The organism is Novosphingobium sp. NFX11 (genome assembly GCF_057376415.1).
Genome location: NZ_CP080384.1, coordinates 1,562,588 through 1,581,529, shown reverse-complemented (window position 1 = coordinate 1,581,529; position 18,942 = coordinate 1,562,588). Strand labels below are relative to the sequence as shown.

Here is an 18,942-nt window from a genome sequence, read left to right as displayed (position 1 = left end):
CGCCTGTGCCTAACTGCAATCCAGTCATGCGGTGAAGCGCACAAGATCGGCGTTTCACCGGGGAAATCCAGGAGAATCCATGAAGATCCAGTTCCTTGGGGCGGCAGATGAGTCGAACTCCGGCGTCATCGCGCGTCTCGTCAATCAGGACGCGGTGCCTGCAGACCTCGAAGCGGTGCTGGCGGAAGGCGCGAAGCGCGCGCGTTTCACGGGCAAGGCGGGCCAGGTCTTCGAAGGTTTCGTCGAGCGCAGCGGTAAAGCCGTGCGCGTGGCGCTGGCCGGGATCGGTGAGGCTTCGGCAAGGGACCGCAAGGCTGCGGTGGAAAAGGCCGGCGCGGCCGTCGTCGCCAAGTACCTCACCAGCGGCGAGACGGTGTTGACGCTCGACATCACCGGCGCGGGTCTCTCGGCCGAGGAAGCGGCAGGGGCACTGCTCGGCGCGCAGCTGCGTTCGTGGCGCCATGACGTCTATCGCACCAAGCTGGCCGCCGATGCGAAGCCGAGCCTTGCCGAAGTTTCGCTCGTCGGCGCGCCCGAAGGCACCGAGGCGGTTTGGGAGATCGAGCAGGCGATCGCGCAAGGCGTTTCCTTCACCCGCGAACTCGTCACCGAACCCGCGAACATCATCTACCCCGAGAGTTTCGTGGAACGCTGCAAAGCGCGCATGGAGGGCTCGGGCCTGACCATCCGCGTGCTCGACGACAAGGAGATGGCGGCGCTCGGCATGGGCTCGCTGCTCGGCGTTGCGCAAGGTTCGGTTCGCCCCGCGCGCCTGCTCGTCATGGAGTGGCTGGGCGGCGAAGAGGGCGCAAAGCCCGTGGCCTTCGTCGGCAAAGGCGTGACGTTCGATACCGGCGGCATCTCGATCAAGCCGGCAGGCGGCATGGAAGACATGAAGTGGGACATGGGCGGCGCCGGTGCGGTTGCGGGTACCATGCTCGCCCTCGCTCTGCGCAACGCCAAGGCCAACGTCATCGGCGTGTGCGGCCTCGTCGAGAACATGCCTGACGGGAATGCCCAGCGTCCGGGCGACGTGGTGACTTCCATGTCGGGCCAGACCATCGAGGTCATCAACACCGACGCCGAAGGCCGCCTCGTCCTGTGCGACGCGCTGACCTGGGTGCAGCGCGAATATGCGCCTGCCAAGGTGATCGACCTCGCGACCCTGACCGGCGCGATCATCCTCAGCCTCTCGCACGAATATGCGGGCCTGTTCTCGAACAACGACGGTCTTGCGGCCGAGTTGAACGCGGCGGGTGATGCCTCGGGCGATCGCCTGTGGCGCATGCCGATGGGGCCGACCTACGACAAGATGATCGACAGCCCGATCGCCGACATGAAGAACGTCGGCCCGCGCTTCGGCGGCTCGATCACGGCGGCGCAGTTCCTGCTGCGCTTCATCGAGAACGATACGCCCTGGGCGCACCTCGACATCGCGGGCACCGTGTGGACCGACAAGCCCGGCGCTACCTGGGACAAGGGTGCGACCGGCTTCGGCGTGCGCCTGCTCGATCGCTTCGTGCGCGACACGATCGAAGCCTGAGCCAGAAAAGGACGCGGCCAGGTGCAGGTCATGTTCTATGAACTCAGCCGCGACCCGGCCCATGCGGTCGTACCGCTGCTGGCCCGGCGCATCGTCGAGGGCGGGGGCGCGTGCTCGTGGTCTCCGCCGACGAGCAGCAGCGCGGCCGGATTTCGGCGGCGCTGTGGTCGCACCGGCCCGACGGCTTCCTCGCCAACGGCCAGATGGGCGAGGGGCACGAGGATCGCCAGCCGGTCCTCCTGTCCGACATTCCCGACCCGGCGAACGGCGCCCGGTTCCTCATCATCGCCGACGGCGTATGGTGCGAGGGCGAAGAGCCGTTCGAGCGCACCTTCTACCTCTTCGACGACGAGACCAAGCCGCAGGCGCGCGAGGTCTGGCGCGACTTGCGCGGCCGCGAAGGGGTTAAGAAGGAATACTGGGCGCAGGAAGACGGCCGCTGGGCCAAGAAAGCCGAAGAATAAGGCGGAAAGTCGTCTTCACGGACATGTTCGGAAAGTCGACAATGGGCTTGCTGAAGAATGCGGTGATGGGCACAGGCACGCTCCCCCGAAAAGTTGTTTACGGAGTGAGAATGCAGAAAGTCCTGCGGGTCGTGATCGTGGTCGTCGTCGCTGCGTTGGTGATGTTCGGCGGTCGCTGGTACATGTATGTGGCGCAGGGCAGCAGCCCTTATGACGAAGTGGGCATCGCGTTGAATGGCTATGCCCCGGGGCCGCTGCGGAGTTGGGGGTGTCACAAGATGCAGACCCGTTTTCCTGGCCAACTGCCTCCTTACGGTTGCGGTTCCGCCGATGGGCGCGACTGGATCTGAAGTCCGCGCCTGCCGGTCCTGCAAAGGTGTCAGATGTTCATCGCTTCCATGTGCTGAAGGCGCCGGCTCTTCGTTTGAACGCGGACAGTTCAGTGTTCTGTATTTCCAGTTTGGTGCCCACCTTGCGGACAACCCCATTCCCGGCTAGGGGCGCGCCCAACAATAACGCCCTTGTCCAAGGAATAGTCCCATGGCGGTTACCCGCACCTTTTCGATCATCAAGCCCGACGCCACCCGCCGCAACCTGACCGGCGCCGTCACCAAGATGCTCGAGGAAGCCGGCCTGCGCGTCGTCGCCTCCAAGCGCATCCAGATGTCGAAGGAACAGGCGGAGGGCTTCTACGCCGTCCACGCCGAGCGTCCGTTCTTCAACGACCTGGTTTCGTTCATGATTTCCGGCCCCGTCGTCGTCCAGGTGCTCGAAGGCGAAGACGCCGTGAAGCGCAACCGTGACATCATGGGCGCCACCAACCCCGAGAACGCCGACGCCGGCACCATCCGCAAGGAACTGGCCGAATCGATCGAAGCCAACTCGGTCCACGGTTCGGATTCGGAAGAGAACGCGGCGATCGAGATCGCCTACTTCTTCAAGCCGGAAGAGATCGTCGGCTGAAGCTGACGGTTAAATCTTCGTAATTCGGGAGAAGGTCGCCGGTTTCGGCGGCCTTTTTCTTTTGGTGCTTGTGTGTCGGGTGCTTATTCTATGGGTAATTCGTTACAGCGGAAATCCTGATGGCCAAGACGATCCTGATTGCGGCATCCCTCTCGTTCTGCGCAGCGGTGTTGATGTCTCATGTAGCCAGTACCGATCCGGTAAGGCCGGGCGCGGGCATGCAAGCGCGGGCGGCGACGCAGTACCGTTGATCCCACGAACTGAGTCACACGATCGAGTTATCGGCGCCGCGCTGTTCACGCACCGAGTTTCGATTTGATCCATCGCGGCTCACTGCTGTACGTTCGTAGCAGAGGAGAACCACGATGCAGGGAATGGGCGAAACCGGCGAAAGCTGTCCCTTCGAATTCAACTTCGACGAAAAAACCTTCAAGGTCGGCGACACCGTCAGTTTCCGCGTCAACGGCAGCCTCGAAGGCTTCCCCTTCGCGGGCACGCTGACGGAAGTGCATGAGGATTACGTTCTGATCGCCGGAGACCCGCAGGACCCCGGCAAGCGCTATCGCGGCACGCGCGAGAGCAGGCCGCAAGTCGACTACACAGAAATTTGACGCCGCCGCGTAGGTTTACGGAGGGCGGGAGCAAGCCTCGGTTTACCATCGGCGGCGAGGATCAGTCATGCGGGGCGGGCTGAGGAGACCGCATGACTTTGAAGCATATCGCAGGCGCAACCGGTCTGATCATGGCATCGTGGCTGCCGTCGGTCTGTCATGCGCAGGATAAGCCCACTGGCGTGACTGTCGCCGCGACCGGTGGTTCGCTGGGCATCGGGCCGGAAGTGGGCTTTCGACCTTCGCCGATCATCGGCGTTCGGGCGTCCGCGACTTTTCTTGGGCTTGGTCACAATGTCGATGTCGACGACATCAACTACCATGGCGACCTCAAGCTTCGATCATGGGGCGCTAACGCGGATATCTATCCCTTCCGCAACGGCTTCCGGCTCTCCGCGGGGTTTCGTGTGAGCAGCAATCGAGATCGACCTTGTCGCGACGCCGACCGAGGCGGTGACGGTCGGCCAGCGAGTTTACACGCCCGAGGAAATCGGCACTATCGAGGGCAAGGTCCGAGCCCGCCGGTTCGCGCCGACGTTCACCGTGGGGTTCGCGAAGAACCGGGATAAGGGCTTTGCGTGGAGCCTCGATGCAGGGGTGATGCTCCACGGAAGGCCCCGGACCGAAGACGTCGTCGCTACGGGTGAGCTGGCAAGCAACCCGCTGTTCCAGGAAGATCTCGCCCGCGAACGCGCCGAAATCGAAGGCGAGGTGGACAACTACAAGGTCTACCCGATCGTCCAGCTTTCGGTGGGCTATACCTTTTAGAACTGTCCGGCTGCATCCATCAGCGCGGTGAGCCGCTTGGGCGCCACTGCCCGCCACGACAGCCAGAGCCAGTCGGCGATCGCCTCCCAGTCGGTGTCGCCGCGATCGAGGCGAATGCCGAGCCAGCCGTCGCCGAAGTAGGCGGGGCGGAAGTATAGGTCGTCGTCTTGCTCGATCAGCATCGCCTGTTCGTCGGCGCCGCTGATCTTAATCAGCAGCGCGACGCGGCCGTCCCCGTGATGGTCGGCGCTGAAGTAGGCGAACTTCTTGCCCTTTATCACGCCGAAGCAGGCCATGCCGTGGCTGACCGTCTCATCGCTCTCGGGCAAGGCGAGGGCGCGTTCGCGCACTTGCTCAAGCAGCCATTCGGGCCGCGTCTCTCGCGTGACGAGGTCGGCGAGGCAGCGCGAGTAGAGCTGGTGCTCGGCGATCAGCACACGGCCCGCGAGCGTGTCGGCGGTGTCGCCTGGCAGGATCGCCACCGGCGTCTGGCCGAGGATCGGGCCATCGTCGAGTTCGGCGGTGACGAGGTGAACGGTGACGCCGCCATGACTGTCGCCCGCCTCGATCGCGCGGTCATGCGTGTGCAGGCCGGTGTACTTGGGCAGCAGCGAGGGGTGGATGTTGACCATCCGGCCTTCCCAGCTGCCCACGAATTCCGGCGTCAGGATGCGCATGTAGCCCGCCAGCGCGACCCACTGCGCGCCGCTGGCGCGAATCGCCGCGTCCATCGCCGCGTCGTGCTCGGGCCGCTTCATGCCCTTGTGACTGAGCGCGAAGGTCTTAACGCCTTCCGCTTCGGCGAGCCGCAGTCCCTTGGCCTCGGGATCGTTGGCAGCGACCAGCACGATCTCGTAAGGGCAGTCGGCCGCGCGGCTCGCATAGAGCAGGGCGGCCATGTTGGTGCCGCTTCCGGAAATCAGTACGGCGACTTTCTGGCGGGTCATTGCGTAATCCCGAACCGTCATCCTGAACTCGATTCAGGATCCATTGCGCCTTCCGGCATGACCGGGGTGTGGCGCACCATGGACCCTGAAACAAGTTCAGGGTGACGCAGCGTGTGAGGAGGCGTGGCCTCGATCAACCGATGTGAACGGCTTCCCACGGCTCGCGCGCGGACCACGCCTCGGCCGATCCTGTCACGGTGCAACCCTTTTCGCCCGGCTCGATGCGGCCGATGGTGAAGACGGTCTCTCCGGCGGCTTCGAGGTCGGCCTTGAGCGCCTCGGCCTCGTCGGCCGCGACCGCCAGCACCATGCCGACGCCGCAGTTGAAAGTGCGCGCCATCTCGCCCGGCTCGATGTTGCCCTGCGCCTGCAGGAACGCCATCAGGCGCGGCTGCGGCCAGGCATCGGCGTCGATGCGGGCGTGCAGGCCCTTGGGCAGCACGCGCGGGATGTTCTCCAGCAGGCCGCCGCCGGTGATGTGGGCGAGGGCGTGGATCCGGCCCGCGCGGATGAAGGGCAGCAGGCTCTTCACGTAGATGCGGGTGGGCGCGATCAGCGCGTCGATCAGCAGGGTGTCGGCATCGAACAGGGCGGGGCGGTTCAGCTTCCAGCCCTTGTCCTGCGCGAGTCGGCGCACCAGCGAATACCCGTTGGAATGGACGCCCGAGGACGCGAGGCCCAGCAGCACGTCGCCGGCCGCGACCTTGTCCCCGGTCAGCTGCTCGCCGCGCTCCACCGCGCCGACGCAGAAGCCCGCGAGGTCGTAGTCGCCCGCCGCGTACATGCCCGGCATTTCCGCGGTTTCACCGCCGATGAGCGCGCAGCCCGAAATCTTGCAGCCCTCGGCAATGCCCGCCACGACGCGCTCGGCGACGCCGTTCTCCAGCTTGCCGGTGGCGAAGTAGTCGAGGAAGAACAGCGGCTCCGCGCCCTGCACGATAAGGTCGTTGACGCACATGGCGACGAGGTCGATGCCGATATGGTCGTGGCGGTCGTGGTCGATAGCCAGCTTGACCTTGGTGCCGACGCCGTCGTTGGCGGCGACCAGCAGCGGATCCTTGTAGCCCGCGGCGCGCGGATCGAAGAAGCCGCCGAAGCCTCCCAGTTCCGCATCGGCGCCCGGGCGCGCGGTGGATTTCGCGAGCGGGGCGATGGCCTTGACCAGCGCGTTACCGGCCGCGATCGAGACGCCGGCCTGCTCGTAGCTATAGCTCTTCTGGGAGTTATCGTCGGACATGTGGGCGCGCCTAGCGCTTTGTGACTTGGATTTCCATCTTCGATTGGGCACAAGGCCCCCGGTTTCGACATGGCAATCACGATTTCCCCAAAAGCCTGCGGTTCAGCCGCAAGGGTGCCGCCTCCAGGGCCATGTTGTGGTGGGGCGGCGCGGCCGTTCTCGCAGTGGCGACGATCACCGGCGTCCAGCTTCTGGCGCAGATCGAGGGCGATCGCGGTATAGCTCCGCTCGCCAATTCGCAGGACATCCAGGTCAACGGCATCAGCGTCGACGTGACCGCGAAGACCGGCGCGCAGGCCCGGATCGACGGCTGGAAACTGGCGGAAAAGGAAGCCTGGAAGAAGCTGGGCGGCCCCGACATGCCGACAGAATCGATTGATGCGATGGTGACCTCGGTGGTCATCGGCCACGAACAGGTCGGCCCCAAGCGCTATATCGCGACGCTCGGCGTCATTTTCGACAAGGCCAAGGCTGGGCAATATGTCGGCGCTGGAGCGGGCTCCGGTCCGCGTTCGGCGCCGCTGCTGCTGATCCCGGTGCTCGATTCGGGCGGTGTCAGGCAGGTCTTCGAGGTGCGCGGGCCGTGGCAGCGCGCCTGGGCCGAGTTCCAGGCTGCCGCCAGCCCCGTCGATTACGTGCGCCCGACCGGCTCGGGCGGCGAATCGCTGATTCTCACCGCCGGACAGACCTCGCGCCGCAGCCGCCTGTGGTGGCGTACGGTGCTCGGCCAGTTCGACGCCTCTGACGTGGTGATGCCCGTCGCGCGGCTGGAGCGGCAATGGCCCGGCGGCCCGATCAAGGGCACCTTCACGGCGCGCTACGGCCCGGACAACAAGTTCCTCGGCGGCTTCACCATGGATGCCGCCAGCGAGCAGGACCTGCCGCGCATGCTGGAGCAGGCCGTCACCCGCGTCGACGGCCTCTACCGCGACGCGCTGGCGACCGGCGAACTGCGCCCTGACCCCTCTATCAACGCAGGCGGAGAAGCGCTGGACCGCGCCTTTGCCGAACTGCGCGAAAAGCTGATGCCCAAGGGCGAGGCACCCGTGGTGGTGCCGACGCCGATCCCGGTGATTCGCACCGAAGACGTGTCGGGCGCTCCGGTCGAGACCGTAACGGTCCAGTTCGCTACGCCCGATGCCGCTGCGGTAGACGCCGCGCTCGCCGCCGTTCGCGGTGTGCCGGGTGTGCAGGGCGCCGCGACCGTAAGCCTCGCGATCGGCGGCACCTCGGTCATGCGGGTCACCGTATCCGGCGGTGGCGAGCGGCTTGCGGGTGCCTTGCGCGGGCAGGGTTGGAAGGTTTCCGGCGGGGGCACCTCGCTTAGGATCAGCCGCTAGGATCCTCGCCATGCGACAGATCGCCCTTCCGCTGTCCGCCGCGAGCGACAGTCCGCCGCGCATTGTCGTGGGTGAGGCCAACGCGCCTGCGATCGATGCGCTGATAGAGCCGGGCCAGTGGCCTTTCCGCACCGCGATCCTCTCCGGCCCGCCGCGCTCCGGCAAGTCGCTGCTGGCGCGCTGGTTCGTCGAATCGGGCGCAGGCGATGCTGTCGATGATGCGCAAGGCATGCCCGAGGACGCACTGTTCCACCGCTGGAACCGGGCGCAGGAACTGGGCCGTCCTCTGCTGATCGTCGCAGACAAGCCTTTCGCACCGGGCGTAGGCGACAGTGATGGCGAACGCTGGCGGGTACGCCTGCCGGACTTGTCCTCGCGGCTTGGTGCCGCGCTGAACCTTGCGATCGGCGAGCCGGACGATGCGATGCTCATCGCGCTGATGGAAGTTCATGCCGAGATGCGCGGGCTGGTTCTCGATCATTCGGCAACGCAATATCTTGTAGGACGTTGTACCCGTAGCCATGTGGGCGTCGAACGTCTGGTCGCCGCCATCGACCGGCTCAGTCTCGAGCGCAAGACGGCCCCCACAATGGCCATCTGGCGCGACGCGCTGGAAGAGACTAAAGGTGGCGCCCAGACTTAAGGGTTTGTCTGGAAAATGCGCTGCATTTTCCGGGCGGCTGGTGCCGCGAAATGCGCATATCGCGCATTTCCAGACGGTAACGTGAGGGCGGCTTTGCAACAAAAGTTGCAAAGTGGAACGATTGATGGGAATTTCCGGCGATGCTGGGTAATATCATCCGCTATCTGGACTCGGTTGTCGCACGCGATCCTGCGCCGCGTTCGCGTTGGGAAGTGCTGCTTTATCCGGGCGTATGGGCTCTGTTCTGGCACCGCATCGCGCATGCCCTGTTCCAGGCGGACCTGTTCTTCCTCGCCCGCGTGGTGAACCACCTTGCGCGCTTCCTGACCGCGATCGACATTCATCCGGGCGCGCAGATCGGCCGCAACTTTTTCATCGACCACGGCTTCACCGTGATCGGCGAGACCGCGGTGATCGGCGACAACGTGACGATCTACCAGTGCGTGACGCTGGGCGGTTCCAACCCCACCAACGGCGTCGGCGGCAAGCGCCACCCGACCCTGCTCGACAACGTGATCGTGGGTTCGGGCGCGCAGATCATCGGCCCCGTCACCATCGGCCGCCGTGCCCGCATCGGCGCCAGCGCAGTCGTGACCGAAGACGTGCCCGAGGGTGCGACGATGATCGGCCTCAAGGCCCGCTCCACGCTGGTCAAGGCGGAGACCTGGGCCAAGGAATTCATGCCCTACGGCACGCCTTGCAAGGAACCCTGCGAGCCCACCGGCGGCGCCCAGCGCGTCGAGGATCTCGAACAGCAGGTGGCCTTGCTGCGCGCTCAGGTGGAGGAACTTATCTCCGAGCGTCAGCACGCAGCGCGCGAAAACGAGCGCTGGTGAGCCGCTGAATGGTGGCAGGCGGAATTACCTCAGGTAGCGTCGTCCCGTTTCCCGGCGTCCAGCCGTCGCAGGTCGGGTTCGACCGGCTGGAACTCCAGCGAATTCTCGATCTCTACGGCCGGATGGTCGCGGCCGGGCTCTGGCGCGACTACGCGATGGATTTCGCGCGCGAGGCCGCCAGTTTCAGCGCTTTTCGCCGCGCCGCCGAACGCCCGCAGGCGCGGATCGAGAAGCGCCCCTCGCTGCGCGGCAAACAAGGCATGTGGACCCTGTTCGGCGAAGCGGGGCAAGTGCTCAAGCGCGGGCACGAACTCTCGAATGTGCTGAGTTCGCTGGAACGCAAATTGCTCAAGGTTGTCGAGGACTGAGCGTTCTCGGTTGAAAGCCCGTCATCCCAGCGCAGGCTGGGACCGCTTTCGTCATATCGCGAGGTCTCGGCAAGGCTGCGGCGAAACTACACCGGCCCGTCGATAGGGCGCTTCATGGCCATAGCGGTCCCAGCCTTCGCTGGGATGACGGCAAGTGTATCCTCCCCGTTGCGAAGCAATGGGGAGGGGGACCGCCGACGCAGTCGGTGGTGGAGGGGCAGCGGCGCAAACACCCCCTCCGTCAGCAACTGTGTCGCTGCCACCTCCCCATTGCTTTGCGACAGGGAGGATGCTTAAGCCGAAGCGGGTAGCCGTTCGCGCCAGCTTTCCGGCGCCAGCGTCAGCAGGGCGCGGCGCAGCGGGGTCCAGAACACCGACAACGCGAGCAGCGCCGCACCGACGAACAGCGTGGAGATCGCCAGGTTCATCTCGATCGTACCGGCATTGCGCAGGAGGCCGTTCAATGCCGCCAGCACGTAGATCAGCGCCGACACCAGCAGAGCCCGCCGGTCCACCAGCAGGGCGACGAGCGCAAATGCCACATAGGTGACGAGCACCCCTGCGGCATGGCCCGGAGTCACGTCGTCGCCGTTCAGCACGCCCAGCCAGTAGAACAGCGAATGCGCGATCAGCGGCGCGGCGAGCAGGTGGAGCCAGAACGCGATGTCAGCGCGCTGGGTCCGCCGAGCCCGGTCGGACAAGTCCCAGCGCATGGCGAAGGCGAAGACCGCCAGCCCGCACAGGAAGGCGGCGGGCGCGAGGACCGGGTTGGCCGCCAATGCCTGCCCGGTGGCCCAGGCGATCGCCGAAAGCAGGAGCAGCACGACGGCGCCGGTTCCGGCCGCAATCGTGATCGCCACGTGGAAACGCAGCCAGTGGAGCAGCGCCCCGACTCCGGCCGCTATGGCGGCGCTCAGCATGATGGCTGCGTCCTGCCAGGGATAGCGCTCCATCCGGTGCCAGGTGTGCCGCTCGCCGTTGAACTCGTAATAGACCGGCACCCGATGCTCGGGCATGGCCTCCGCGACGAGCGCTCCGGCAAAAAGCCCGAGGCCGACGACGAACGAGGCGAGCACGATGATCGAGGGCAGGGCCATGCGGCGCTTGCGCGTGAAGATCTCGGCCATGAGCCAGCTGGCCATGGCGACGAGCAGGCCGGCCATCCACCAGCGCTGGTCGTTGGCGCCCGCCGCGTAAACGCCGGAGAAGATCACCAGCAGGCAGGCGATGCCCACGAAGATGTCGTTGAAACTGGTGACGAGGCGAATGTTTTCCTCGTCCGCCATCGGCACCACGCGTGTCGTAGCCACATGGGCGCGCAAGGCGTCCGCCGCCTCGGCGCTGATGGCTTCGGCACTGACGGCGGATTGCAGATCGTCTTCGGAATACAAGGCGTTCCCCTTAAGCGGCTGCGAAGCTGCCCGCGTGGGCAGGCACCGTCAATCGCAATTGCCTCCGCTTGTTAAGGCGCCCGCATCAGCATCGACAGCGCGTGATGTGCCTGGTCCATGCCGGTCTCGAACGGATGGTCGCCCGACCGGTCGGCGATGCGCGGCCATGCGGCGGCGACGTCCTCGGCGCTGCGGGCGGATTCCGGGAGCAGGACGCCATCGTTCATGGTGATCCACGTGCCCTGGAACACGCCGCCACCGGCCGCGAGGATGGTGTCGGTCGGCGCCTCGGGAGAGACAAGGAACACGGCGGCGGGCACGACATTGCCGGGCTCGAACGCCTTGTAGGCTTCCTCGGGGAAGATGTCGGCGGTCATGCGGGTGCCGGCGGTCGGCACAATGGTATTGACGCGGATGCCGTACTTCGCGCCTTCCAGCCGGAGCGTTCGGGCGAGGCCGAGCACGCCCGCCTTGGCCGCGCCGTAATTCGCCTGTCCGAAATTGCCGCCAAGCCCGGTCGAGGACGTGGTCATCAAGACGCGGCCGTAGGTCTGCTCGCGCATCGTCTCCCATACAGCCTTCGTCGCGAAGGCGCTGCCGAGGAGGTGGACACGCACGACCAGCTCGAAATCGGCGGGGTCCATCTTGGCGAACGTGCGGTCGCGCAGGATGCCGGCGTTGTTGATGAGGACATGGATGCCGCCCCAGGCTTCCCTCGCGCGGGCGGCCATCGCTTCCATCTGTGCGTAGTCGGAGACGTCGCCGCCATCGGCCATGGCCTCACCGCCCAGGCTACGGATTTCCTCGACGACCTGCAGAGCCGCGTCGGACTGGCCCGATCCGTCCCGCGCCGCGCCGAGATCGTTGACCATGACTTTGGCCCCGCGCCGTGCCAGTTCGAGCGCATAGGCGCGGCCGAGCCCGGTGCCTGCTCCGGTAACTATGGCGACCTGATCGGTGAAGGAAATGGATGCTGCGCTGCTCATCGCCCGGTGATGGCAGGTCGCAGGTCGCCATTCAACAGGCCGCCCATTCGACGGCGCGTTCAACCTTGCCCCGGCGGCTGCGAAGGGTCATAGGCGCATCCAACGAGATCTGCCCGCTATCCTGCGAAAGGCCTGCCAGATGAAAGTCCGCGTCCACGTCAGCCTCAAGCCCGGTGTCCTCGATCCTCAGGGTCGCGCGATCCACCACTCGCTGGAGGGCCTCGGCTTTTCCGGCGTCAACGACGTGCGCGCCGGCCGCCTGTTCGAGCTGGACGTTGCCGAGAGCGTCACCGACGAGGCGATCGACGACATGTGCCGCAAGCTCCTCGCCAACATGGTGATCGAGAACTACCGCATCGAGAAGGTGGCCGCCTGATGGCCTTCACCTCCGCCGTCATCACCTTCCCGGGCTCGAACTGCGACCGCGACATGGCGGTGGCGCTGGAAAAGGTTTCGGGCACCGCGCCCCACCGCGTCTGGCACGGCGACAGCGAACTGCCCGAGGGCCTCGACTTCATCGCGGTTCCGGGCGGCTTCTCCTACGGCGATTACTTGCGCTGCGGCGCGATCGCCTCGCGCTCGCCGATCATGCAGGCGGTGATCGCGGCAGCGGACAAGGGTGTGCCGGTGCTCGGCGTGTGCAACGGCTTCCAGGTACTGACCGAAAGCGGGCTGCTGCCGGGCGCGCTGCTGCGCAATGCCGGGCTGAACTTCGTGTGCCGTGAAGTCGGGCTCGAGGTCGTGAACGCGCAGTCGCTGTTCACCAATGCCTACGAAGCGGGGCAGGTCGTGCGCATTCCGGTGGCGCATCATGACGGCAACTACTTCGCCGACGATGAGACGCTGAACCGCCTCGAGGGCGAGGGCCGCGTTGCCTTCCGCTATGCCGAGGAGGTCAACGGTTCGGCGCGTTCGATCGCGGGCGTGCTCAATGATGCGGGCAATGTGCTGGGCATGATGCCCCACCCCGAGCGCGCGATCGAGACCACGCATGGCGGTACGGACGGGCGCGGCCTGTTCGAAAGCGCGATTCGCGGGCTGGTCGGGGCCTGACCTCCCGAACATGAGGCTTCAGCCGCGCGTTCCCCTGCGGAGCAGCGGCTGGAGACATTCGGCATAGCTTGGATCGCGCTCTGCGAGCCCCAGCAGGCCGCTGCCGTCGAACGGACGGCGCAATTTGAAATCATACGTCACGACCCGCCTGGAGAAGCGCCACCGCCCGTCGGCACAGCGCCGGTAGTTGTCGATGTAGCGCACGGCCATGAAGTCCTCCTCGCGCCCGCCTTCGCGGGTTGGGATGAGGTGCCAGGCCAGGCCGTAGACCTCGCCGCTGCCCACGTCTCCATCGACCGCGATCAGGTGGTTGCACACGTGATGCCCGGAGTAGGGCATGTGCGGAAAGGCACGGGCGATGAAGTCGCAGTAGTCCCCGCCGGACCGTCGAAGCTGTCGCCATGGGTGTCGGTGGCATCATCGGTATAGAGGTCGCGCAGCAGGGCGATGTCCTGCCGGTCGATCGCACGCGAGTAGAGCAGCACCAGTTCGCGAATCGCTTCCTTGTCGATGAGTGCCTGCACGGCAGTTTGGTCGATCATCGTTTATCTCCCGTCAGAGCAGGGCGCCGCCGTCCACGGGGTAGACCTGCCCGGTGATGAAGCTGGCCCGCGCCGAGGCCAGAAAAGTCACCATCGCCGCCATTTCCTCAGGCGCCGCAAAGGGACGGCCGACGAACGTGCGGCGTTGGCGCAGCGCGCGGTCCTCTTCGCTGACGCTGGCGGTGCCTTTCGAGAACAGCCCGGTTTCGGGGTTGAAGCGGCTGCCGCTGCTGAGGCTGGCCGGGTCGGTCGGGATCGTGGCGTAAGGCGCGACGGCATTGACGCGAGATCCCGTGGGCGCCGACTTCCTTGGCGAGCACCACGGTGAAGCTGTGCACCGCCCCCTTGGCGGCCGAATAGACCGGCAGCATGTAGTCGCCCACCAGTGCGGCGGTTGAACCGACGTTGACGATCGCCCCGGCCTTGCGGGCGATCATGCCGGGCAACACGGCATGGGTCATGCGCAGCACGGTGCCGAAGTTGAGGTCGATGTCCGCCATCCATTTCGCCGGATCAGGATCGACGAAGAGGCCCTGATCGACGTTGCCGCCGACGTTGTTCACCAGCACCGAGATTGGGCCGAGCGCTTCGGCGGCCTTCAGCACTATCGCGGGAGAGACAGGGTCCAGCATGTCGGCGGCGACGAACACCGCCTCGGGTGCGCCGCGCGCCTTGCAGTCGGTGACCAGCCTTGCGCCTGCCTCGTGGTCTCTGCCGACGAGGACGGGAAGGGCGCCCTCGGCTGCGAGGTCCAGCGCGACGGCGCGGCCGATGTTCGCGGTCGCGCCGGTGACGATCGCGACCTTGCCCTGCAGTTGAAGTTCCATCGCCCGCTCCCGGAGTTTTCCGAGAGCTAGGGCCGCCCTATCTCAAGGGCAAACCGCCGGAGCGATCAGCGGCGCGAACTGCGAACGCAGCGCATTTCGCCGTCGCTGCCGTTGTCCTCGACCTTGCGCAAGTACGTGTCCTTGAGCCGGTGCAGTTTGAGGCCCTTGAGCTTGCCGCCGGTCATCGTCACGTAGTCGCCTGTCAGCAGGTAGCTGCCGCGAATGCCGCCCGCCTTGTAAGCCGAGGCATTGACCACGCGGAACTCGTAGTCCGGCAAAGGCTTGCCGACGAGGCCGCCCGCGTCGCCCGCCATCTCGCAGCTGTAAGTGCCGATGGGCAGGGTGGAGATCAGCCCGCCGCTCACCGGAGGCGGGGCAGGCTCTGCGGAGGCGCAGCCGGCGACGAGGGCCAACAGCACAACGGGAAGGGAGGCACGCTTCATGGCATTCAGCTAGCATCGGCGCGAAGCAATTGCCATGCCTCGCGACCTCGTCTAAGGGCGCATCCTTTCGAGGGTCGCGCCTGCTGTGGCCCCACGATTCAGCTCTTTCCCATCCTGAAGGCCAGAACCATGAAGATCAGTGGCGTCGATATCCGTCCCGGTAACATCCTTGAATACGAAAAGGGCATCTGGAAGGTCGCGAAGACGCAGCACACGCAGCCCGGCAAGGGCGGCGCCTTCATGCAGGTCGAGATGAAGAACCTGATCGACGGCCGCAAGACCAACGTGCGCTTCCGCAGTGCCGACACCGTCGAGCGCGTCCGCCTCGACACCAAGGACTTCCAGTTCCTCTACGCCGAGGGCGACGACCTGGTGTTCATGGATACCGAGAACTACGACCAGATCTCGCTTCCCGCCGATTTGCTGGGTGATGCTGCCGCGTTCCTTCAGGACGGCATGCAGGTGAGCCTGGAAATGTGGGAAGAGCGCCCGATTTCGGTCCAGCTCCCCGAGCAGGTCGAAGCCACCATCGTCGAAGCCGACGCCGTGGTGAAGGGCCAGACCGCCTCGTCCAGCTACAAGCCCGCCGTTCTCGACAACGGCGTGCGCGTGATGGTGCCGCCGCACATCGAAAGCGGTACGCGCATCATCGTGGACGTCTATGAAAAGACTTACGTGAAGAAGGCAGACTGAATGAACAAGCTCGTCCTGACCGTCGCGACCGCCGCCCTGGCGATCGCGGGAACTTCCTCCGTTGCTTACGCTGCTGCCCCCAAGGCTGCTGCAAAGAGCGCCGCCAAGCCTGCCGCTGCGGCACCCGCAGGCGGCGACTCGCAGGCACAGCACGCGATGCTCTACCTCAAGGTGCTCATCAGCGGGTTGCAGTCGGACAAGATCGAGGAACCGGTCAAGGGCGCGCTCGTCGGCTGCATCTACGACAATTCGCTCGGCAAGATCACCGAATCGATGGACAAGGTGATCGCCGAGAATTCAGGCAAGATCAGCCGTGACAATCCCAGCGAACTGCTGAGCGTCATGGCACAGATCTGCGGCTACAAGCCGACTGCGCCTGCCGCTGGCGCGGCCCCCGCCAAACCCGCGCCGCAAGGCCGCTGACAATCGGGGCCGATGTCGGCCCACAGGAGTGAAGTACAGTCATGGCCGCCATTTCCGGTCTCATCCGCGTCATCGAGAAGGCCGCCCGCAAGGCCGGCAACCGCCTGCGTCGCGACTTCGGCGAAATCGAGCACCTGCAGGTCAGCCGCAAGGGCCCTGCGGACTTCGTGTCGAAGGCCGACCAGGCTTCCGAGCGCACCATCTGGGACGAACTGCGCGCCGCGCGGCCGGACTGGGGCTATCTGTTCGAGGAAGCCGGCGAGATCGAGGGCGACCCGACTAAGCCGCGCTTCATCGTCGATCCGCTCGACGGCACGACCAACTTCCTTCACGGCATCCCGCACTTCGCGATCTCGATCGCGGTGCAGGAGCCGCGTCTGGACGGGAAGGGCTGGGGTGAGGTCACCGCCGGCCTGATCTACAACCCGGTCACCGACGAAAGCTACTGGGCCGAGAAGGCACGCGGTGCGTGGCTGCACGACCGCCGCCTGCGCGTCTCCTCGCGCCGTCATCTCGACGAGAGCCTGATCGCAACCGGCATTCCGTTCGCGGGGCACGGCGATCACGGCGTCTGGACCAAGATCTATCACGGCCTCGCGCCGCAGGTGGCGGGCATTCGCCGCTTCGGATCGGCCGCGCTCGATCTCGCCTGGGTCGCCTCGGGCCGCTACGAGGGATTCTGGGAATCGGACCTCAAGCCGTGGGATACCGCAGCGGGTTGCCTGCTCGTGCGTGAGGCCGGTGGTTTCGTGTCGGACTGGAAGGGTCGTTCGAACCCGATCTGCGACACCGAAATCCTCGCGGGTAACGACGTGCTGCACTCGCGCCTGCACAAGATCGTCGCGACCGCCCTCAAGGCATGATTTCATCACCCTCTGGGGCACGTTTCGGCGTGTCTCGGAGGGTGATTCTCTGAACTGAAACGAAACCGTCGCGGAATTTTCCGCAAACGGGTGTAAAACGCCGGGACATGGAACGCCATGTCCCTCGCCGTTGCGCCCTTGCGCTGCTTTTTGCGGCGGCGCCTTCGCCTGCATTTGCCGAGCAGCCGGTGCCTCTGGCGAAGCAACGGCAATTCGACCTGACCGCCGTGCCGACGATCAACGCGCGCACGTCGCTGCGATCGCAGGCGGTGGGCGAGATCGAGCTGCTCAAGCCCGAGAAGACGTGGCTGAAGCTGACATATCAGACCGACGATGATGGTCCGCGCTTCGAGATCGGGACGCTTGGATCGCGCAAGGGGGCGATGAAATCGCGTCTTCTCCACGTCGCGATGGACTGGATCTTCTGAACGGGCTTGAACCCTGACGAAGTGCCGTCTAAGCGTCGCGCCTCGTTTCCGTGCCCCTGTGGCGGAATGGTAGACGCGAACGACTCAAAATCGTTTGTCGAAAGGCGTGCCCGTTCGAGTCGGGCCAGGGGCACCACTTCCTTCGATCGTCCTCAGAACAATGAGGCGATGACGAGGACCAGCAACAGCGCGACGACGATTGCCGCTACCCACTGTACCAGCGGGTAGGCCGCGATCAGCCGCGTCAGCGCCCAGGCGGCCACGGCGCCGAGCACGGTTCCTGCGATCATGCCGCCAAGGACGCCCCGCTCGCCCATCATCCACAGCAGGACTAGCGCGAAGACGCCGACCGGGAAGAATCCCGCCAGCGCTCGGGCGAGTGTGGGGGCAAGGTGCGCCAGTTCATCGAGCGCCGCGTGGGAATGCCGTCAGCCATGGCCGCAGAGTAATCCTGCTACGCCCCCGCCGCCAGCCGGAGCGTCGCGCAGATCGGGCGGTATGGCTAGTTCAAGCCCTGCAGCCAGTCAGCGATCATCGCGCGCCCCGCCGCAACCGCGCCGGGGCCGAGTTCGTCGTGTCGCTGGCGGAGGGCCTGAGGGCAGCCTCCCGCCTCGACGACGGCTTCGGGCCACTGGTCGATCCAGGCGTCGAAGCGCGGGTCCTCGCCCATTTCGGCATGGAACTGCAACGCCAGTTGGTTGCGGCCCCGGCGGAACGCCTGATGCTCGTAAAGCGAGGTCGAGGCGAGGAATTCCGCGCCCTCCGGTTTGGTGAACGTGTCGCCGTGCCAGTGCAGCACCGGCACTTCGCGCACATGGCGCAGCGGGCTGTCGGCGGCGTGCTCGTGAACCTGAACGGGGTGGAAGCCGACTTCCTTCGCCGGGCCGGGAAACACCCTGGCGCCGAGCGCGCTGGCCATCATCTGCGCGCCGAAGCACACGCCCAGCGTCGGACGGTCCGCCTCCAGTCGCATAGCAAGGCGGCGTAGCTGGCAGCCGATCCAGGGATGACGGTCCTGCTCGTAGACGCCCATCGGCCCGCCCATCATGATGAGCAGGTCCGGCTCGCGCAGATCGAGGGTTGAGAATTCCGGGTCGGTGACGTCTATCCGGCTGACTTCGTAGCCGGCGTCCTCGATGGGCTTGCGATAGCCTGCGACCCCTTCGTGGGGAACGTGGCGGATGATGAGCGCGGTCTTCACGGGCCTACTGTGTCACAAGTGATGTTAACGGGCGACATCGAACTCCGGCTGGAGAGATGCGGATTTCGATGCCGCCCGATGGGGTCATTGCAGAAGCCTCACAGGCCGAGGCGGGACCAGAAGTCGCCCGCGCTGCGGATCGTGGCCGCGCCGCCTCTCGGCGGCGAATCGGTGGCGCCGCGCCACGAGGGATGTGGCAGGCGCACGTCGGTACCGGGCCGGGCACGCAGGACTTGCGAGGTGATGCGGGGGATCGAGTTGAACATTTCGTATCTCCATCGGGAGGCACGAAGCCCGGCGTTGTCGCCTTGCGGTTTCGTGCGCTTTAGCGGTTGGTGACGCGGAGCAAGCTGACAGCCATCAAATGCCGCG

The 18,942-nt window shown here is 65.8% G+C and carries 29 protein-coding genes and 1 tRNA gene; 18 read left to right on the top strand and 12 right to left on the bottom strand.

The genetic code is table 11. The annotated features are described in order from the left end of the window. The first annotated feature begins 79 nt into the window (after window positions 1-79). From KZO24_RS08120 to KZO24_RS08090, 7 genes are all read left to right on the top strand, one after another. Window positions 80-1,543, top strand: coding sequence for a leucyl aminopeptidase (locus tag KZO24_RS08120; protein WP_271184254.1), 1,464 nt, complete (start codon window positions 80-82; stop codon window positions 1,541-1,543). A 110-nt stretch (window positions 1,544-1,653) separates the two neighbouring features. Beyond that, entirely contained in the window at window positions 1,654-2,007 is a 354-nt protein-coding gene (locus KZO24_RS08115; protein WP_486487093.1) for a DNA polymerase III subunit chi, read from the top strand. A 41-nt stretch (window positions 2,008-2,048) separates the two neighbouring features. Next, window positions 2,049-2,357, top strand: coding sequence for a hypothetical protein (locus KZO24_RS08110; RefSeq protein WP_486487092.1), 309 nt, complete (start codon window positions 2,049-2,051; stop codon window positions 2,355-2,357). A 190-nt stretch (window positions 2,358-2,547) separates the two neighbouring features. Further along, window positions 2,548-2,970 carry a nucleoside-diphosphate kinase gene (gene ndk / locus KZO24_RS08105; protein ID WP_036524317.1) on the top strand — a complete coding sequence of 141 codons (423 nt, stop codon included), beginning with the start codon at window positions 2,548-2,550 and terminating at the stop codon, window positions 2,968-2,970. A 119-nt stretch (window positions 2,971-3,089) separates the two neighbouring features. Continuing rightward, window positions 3,090-3,221: a hypothetical protein gene (locus KZO24_RS08100; RefSeq protein ID WP_271184251.1), complete on the top strand. Its 132-nt coding sequence runs from the start codon at window positions 3,090-3,092 to the stop codon at window positions 3,219-3,221. 114 nt (window positions 3,222-3,335) lie between these two features. Continuing rightward, a complete protein-coding gene (locus KZO24_RS08095; protein WP_271184250.1) occupies window positions 3,336-3,581 on the top strand; it encodes a hypothetical protein in 246 nt (81 codons plus the stop codon). A gap of 453 nt (window positions 3,582-4,034) precedes the next feature. Beyond that, window positions 4,035-4,349 carry a hypothetical protein gene (locus KZO24_RS08090; protein ID WP_486487091.1) on the top strand — a complete coding sequence of 105 codons (315 nt, stop codon included), beginning with the start codon at window positions 4,035-4,037 and terminating at the stop codon, window positions 4,347-4,349. Here the strand turns inward: KZO24_RS08090 and purN are convergent. After that, complete coding sequence (gene purN, locus KZO24_RS08085) at window positions 4,346-5,296, bottom strand: phosphoribosylglycinamide formyltransferase (protein WP_271184248.1); 951 nt, start codon at window positions 5,294-5,296, stop codon at window positions 4,346-4,348. The genes KZO24_RS08090 and purN overlap by 4 nt on opposite strands. A 133-nt stretch (window positions 5,297-5,429) precedes the next feature. Then, window positions 5,430-6,533: a phosphoribosylformylglycinamidine cyclo-ligase gene (gene purM, locus KZO24_RS08080; protein ID WP_271184247.1), complete on the bottom strand. Its 1,104-nt coding sequence runs from the start codon at window positions 6,531-6,533 to the stop codon at window positions 5,430-5,432. A 131-nt stretch (window positions 6,534-6,664) separates the two neighbouring features. On the opposite strand from purM, the gene KZO24_RS08075 reads away from it, so the two are divergent. The 4 genes from KZO24_RS08075 (at window position 6,665) to KZO24_RS08060 (ending at window position 9,720) form a co-directional block, all read left to right on the top strand. After that, entirely contained in the window at window positions 6,665-7,873 is a 1,209-nt protein-coding gene (locus tag KZO24_RS08075; protein WP_486487090.1) for a heavy-metal-associated domain-containing protein, read from the top strand. Window positions 7,874-7,883: 10 nt separating this feature from the next. Further along, on the top strand, window positions 7,884-8,516 hold the full coding sequence (locus KZO24_RS08070) for a P-loop NTPase family protein (protein WP_271184245.1): 633 nt from the start codon (window positions 7,884-7,886) through the stop codon (window positions 8,514-8,516). Between the two features lie 140 nt (window positions 8,517-8,656). Then, window positions 8,657-9,352, top strand: coding sequence for a serine O-acetyltransferase EpsC (epsC, locus tag KZO24_RS08065; protein WP_008828412.1), 696 nt, complete (start codon window positions 8,657-8,659; stop codon window positions 9,350-9,352). An 8-nt stretch (window positions 9,353-9,360) separates the two neighbouring features. After that, window positions 9,361-9,720 carry a DUF2794 domain-containing protein gene (locus KZO24_RS08060; RefSeq protein ID WP_008828411.1) on the top strand — a complete coding sequence of 120 codons (360 nt, stop codon included), beginning with the start codon at window positions 9,361-9,363 and terminating at the stop codon, window positions 9,718-9,720. Between the two features lie 293 nt (window positions 9,721-10,013). On the opposite strand, the gene KZO24_RS08055 is transcribed toward KZO24_RS08060, so the two are convergent. Together KZO24_RS08055 and KZO24_RS08050 are read right to left on the bottom strand one after the other, a co-directional pair. Next, window positions 10,014-11,111: a hypothetical protein gene (locus tag KZO24_RS08055; RefSeq protein WP_271184244.1), complete on the bottom strand. Its 1,098-nt coding sequence runs from the start codon at window positions 11,109-11,111 to the stop codon at window positions 10,014-10,016. Window positions 11,112-11,182: 71 nt separating this feature from the next. Next, window positions 11,183-12,097: an SDR family NAD(P)-dependent oxidoreductase gene (locus KZO24_RS08050; RefSeq protein WP_271184243.1), complete on the bottom strand. Its 915-nt coding sequence runs from the start codon at window positions 12,095-12,097 to the stop codon at window positions 11,183-11,185. A gap of 139 nt (window positions 12,098-12,236) precedes the next feature. On the opposite strand from KZO24_RS08050, the gene purS reads away from it, so the two are divergent. Both purS and purQ read left to right on the top strand, forming a co-directional pair. Further along, window positions 12,237-12,473 (top strand): phosphoribosylformylglycinamidine synthase subunit PurS, encoded by a 237-nt coding sequence (gene purS / locus KZO24_RS08045; RefSeq protein WP_008828408.1) that lies wholly within the window; start codon window positions 12,237-12,239, stop codon window positions 12,471-12,473. Beyond that, window positions 12,473-13,150, top strand: a complete 678-nt coding sequence (gene purQ / locus KZO24_RS08040) for a phosphoribosylformylglycinamidine synthase subunit PurQ (RefSeq protein ID WP_271184242.1) — start codon at window positions 12,473-12,475, stop codon at window positions 13,148-13,150. Before purS ends, purQ begins: the two co-directional genes overlap by 1 nt. Window positions 13,151-13,168: 18 nt before the next feature. Here the strand turns inward: purQ and KZO24_RS08035 are convergent, their stop codons facing one another. The 5 genes from KZO24_RS08035 to KZO24_RS08015 all read right to left on the bottom strand — a co-directional run bounded on the left by KZO24_RS08035 (window position 13,169) and on the right by KZO24_RS08015 (window position 14,962). Then, window positions 13,169-13,468, bottom strand: coding sequence for a nuclear transport factor 2 family protein (locus KZO24_RS08035; protein WP_486487089.1), 300 nt, complete (start codon window positions 13,466-13,468; stop codon window positions 13,169-13,171). After that, complete coding sequence (locus tag KZO24_RS08030; RefSeq protein ID WP_486487088.1) at window positions 13,453-13,692, bottom strand: nuclear transport factor 2 family protein; 240 nt, start codon at window positions 13,690-13,692, stop codon at window positions 13,453-13,455. Before KZO24_RS08030 ends, KZO24_RS08035 begins: the two co-directional genes overlap by 16 nt. Before the next feature lie 13 nt (window positions 13,693-13,705). Then, complete coding sequence (locus KZO24_RS08025; RefSeq protein ID WP_486487155.1) at window positions 13,706-13,846, bottom strand: SDR family oxidoreductase; 141 nt, start codon at window positions 13,844-13,846, stop codon at window positions 13,706-13,708. Next, window positions 13,800-14,519, bottom strand: coding sequence for an SDR family NAD(P)-dependent oxidoreductase (locus KZO24_RS08020; RefSeq protein WP_486487087.1), 720 nt, complete (start codon window positions 14,517-14,519; stop codon window positions 13,800-13,802). Before KZO24_RS08020 ends, KZO24_RS08025 begins: the two co-directional genes overlap by 47 nt. A gap of 65 nt (window positions 14,520-14,584) precedes the next feature. Further along, window positions 14,585-14,962 (bottom strand): hypothetical protein, encoded by a 378-nt coding sequence (locus KZO24_RS08015; protein ID WP_008828402.1) that lies wholly within the window; start codon window positions 14,960-14,962, stop codon window positions 14,585-14,587. 129 nt (window positions 14,963-15,091) lie between these two features. On the opposite strand from KZO24_RS08015, the gene efp reads away from it, so the two are divergent. The 5 genes from efp (at window position 15,092) to KZO24_RS07990 (ending at window position 17,505) form a co-directional block, all read left to right on the top strand. Further along, the gene (gene efp / locus KZO24_RS08010; RefSeq protein ID WP_008828401.1) at window positions 15,092-15,655 is read left to right on the top strand and encodes an elongation factor P; all 564 of its coding nucleotides are present in this window, start codon (window positions 15,092-15,094) and stop codon (window positions 15,653-15,655) included. Next, window positions 15,656-16,078 (top strand): hypothetical protein, encoded by a 423-nt coding sequence (locus KZO24_RS08005; protein WP_036524335.1) that lies wholly within the window; start codon window positions 15,656-15,658, stop codon window positions 16,076-16,078. A gap of 41 nt (window positions 16,079-16,119) precedes the next feature. Next, window positions 16,120-16,941, top strand: coding sequence for an inositol monophosphatase family protein (locus KZO24_RS08000; protein WP_008828399.1), 822 nt, complete (start codon window positions 16,120-16,122; stop codon window positions 16,939-16,941). Between the two features lie 107 nt (window positions 16,942-17,048). Continuing rightward, a complete protein-coding gene (locus KZO24_RS07995) occupies window positions 17,049-17,369 on the top strand; it encodes a hypothetical protein (RefSeq protein ID WP_379525554.1) in 321 nt (106 codons plus the stop codon). Between the two features lie 52 nt (window positions 17,370-17,421). Beyond that, window positions 17,422-17,505: transfer RNA gene (locus KZO24_RS07990), tRNA-Leu, on the top strand. A 16-nt stretch (window positions 17,506-17,521) separates the two neighbouring features. Here KZO24_RS07990 and KZO24_RS07985 read toward each other — a convergent pair. From KZO24_RS07985 to KZO24_RS07975, 3 genes are all read right to left on the bottom strand, one after another. Continuing rightward, window positions 17,522-17,659, bottom strand: a complete 138-nt coding sequence (locus KZO24_RS07985) for a hypothetical protein (RefSeq protein WP_486487086.1) — start codon at window positions 17,657-17,659, stop codon at window positions 17,522-17,524. Between the two features lie 212 nt (window positions 17,660-17,871). After that, window positions 17,872-18,570, bottom strand: coding sequence for a glutamine amidotransferase (locus KZO24_RS07980; protein WP_008828396.1), 699 nt, complete (start codon window positions 18,568-18,570; stop codon window positions 17,872-17,874). Window positions 18,571-18,668: 98 nt separating this feature from the next. Continuing rightward, window positions 18,669-18,836, bottom strand: coding sequence for a hypothetical protein (locus KZO24_RS07975; protein ID WP_271184237.1), 168 nt, complete (start codon window positions 18,834-18,836; stop codon window positions 18,669-18,671). Window positions 18,837-18,942 lie beyond the last annotated feature (106 nt).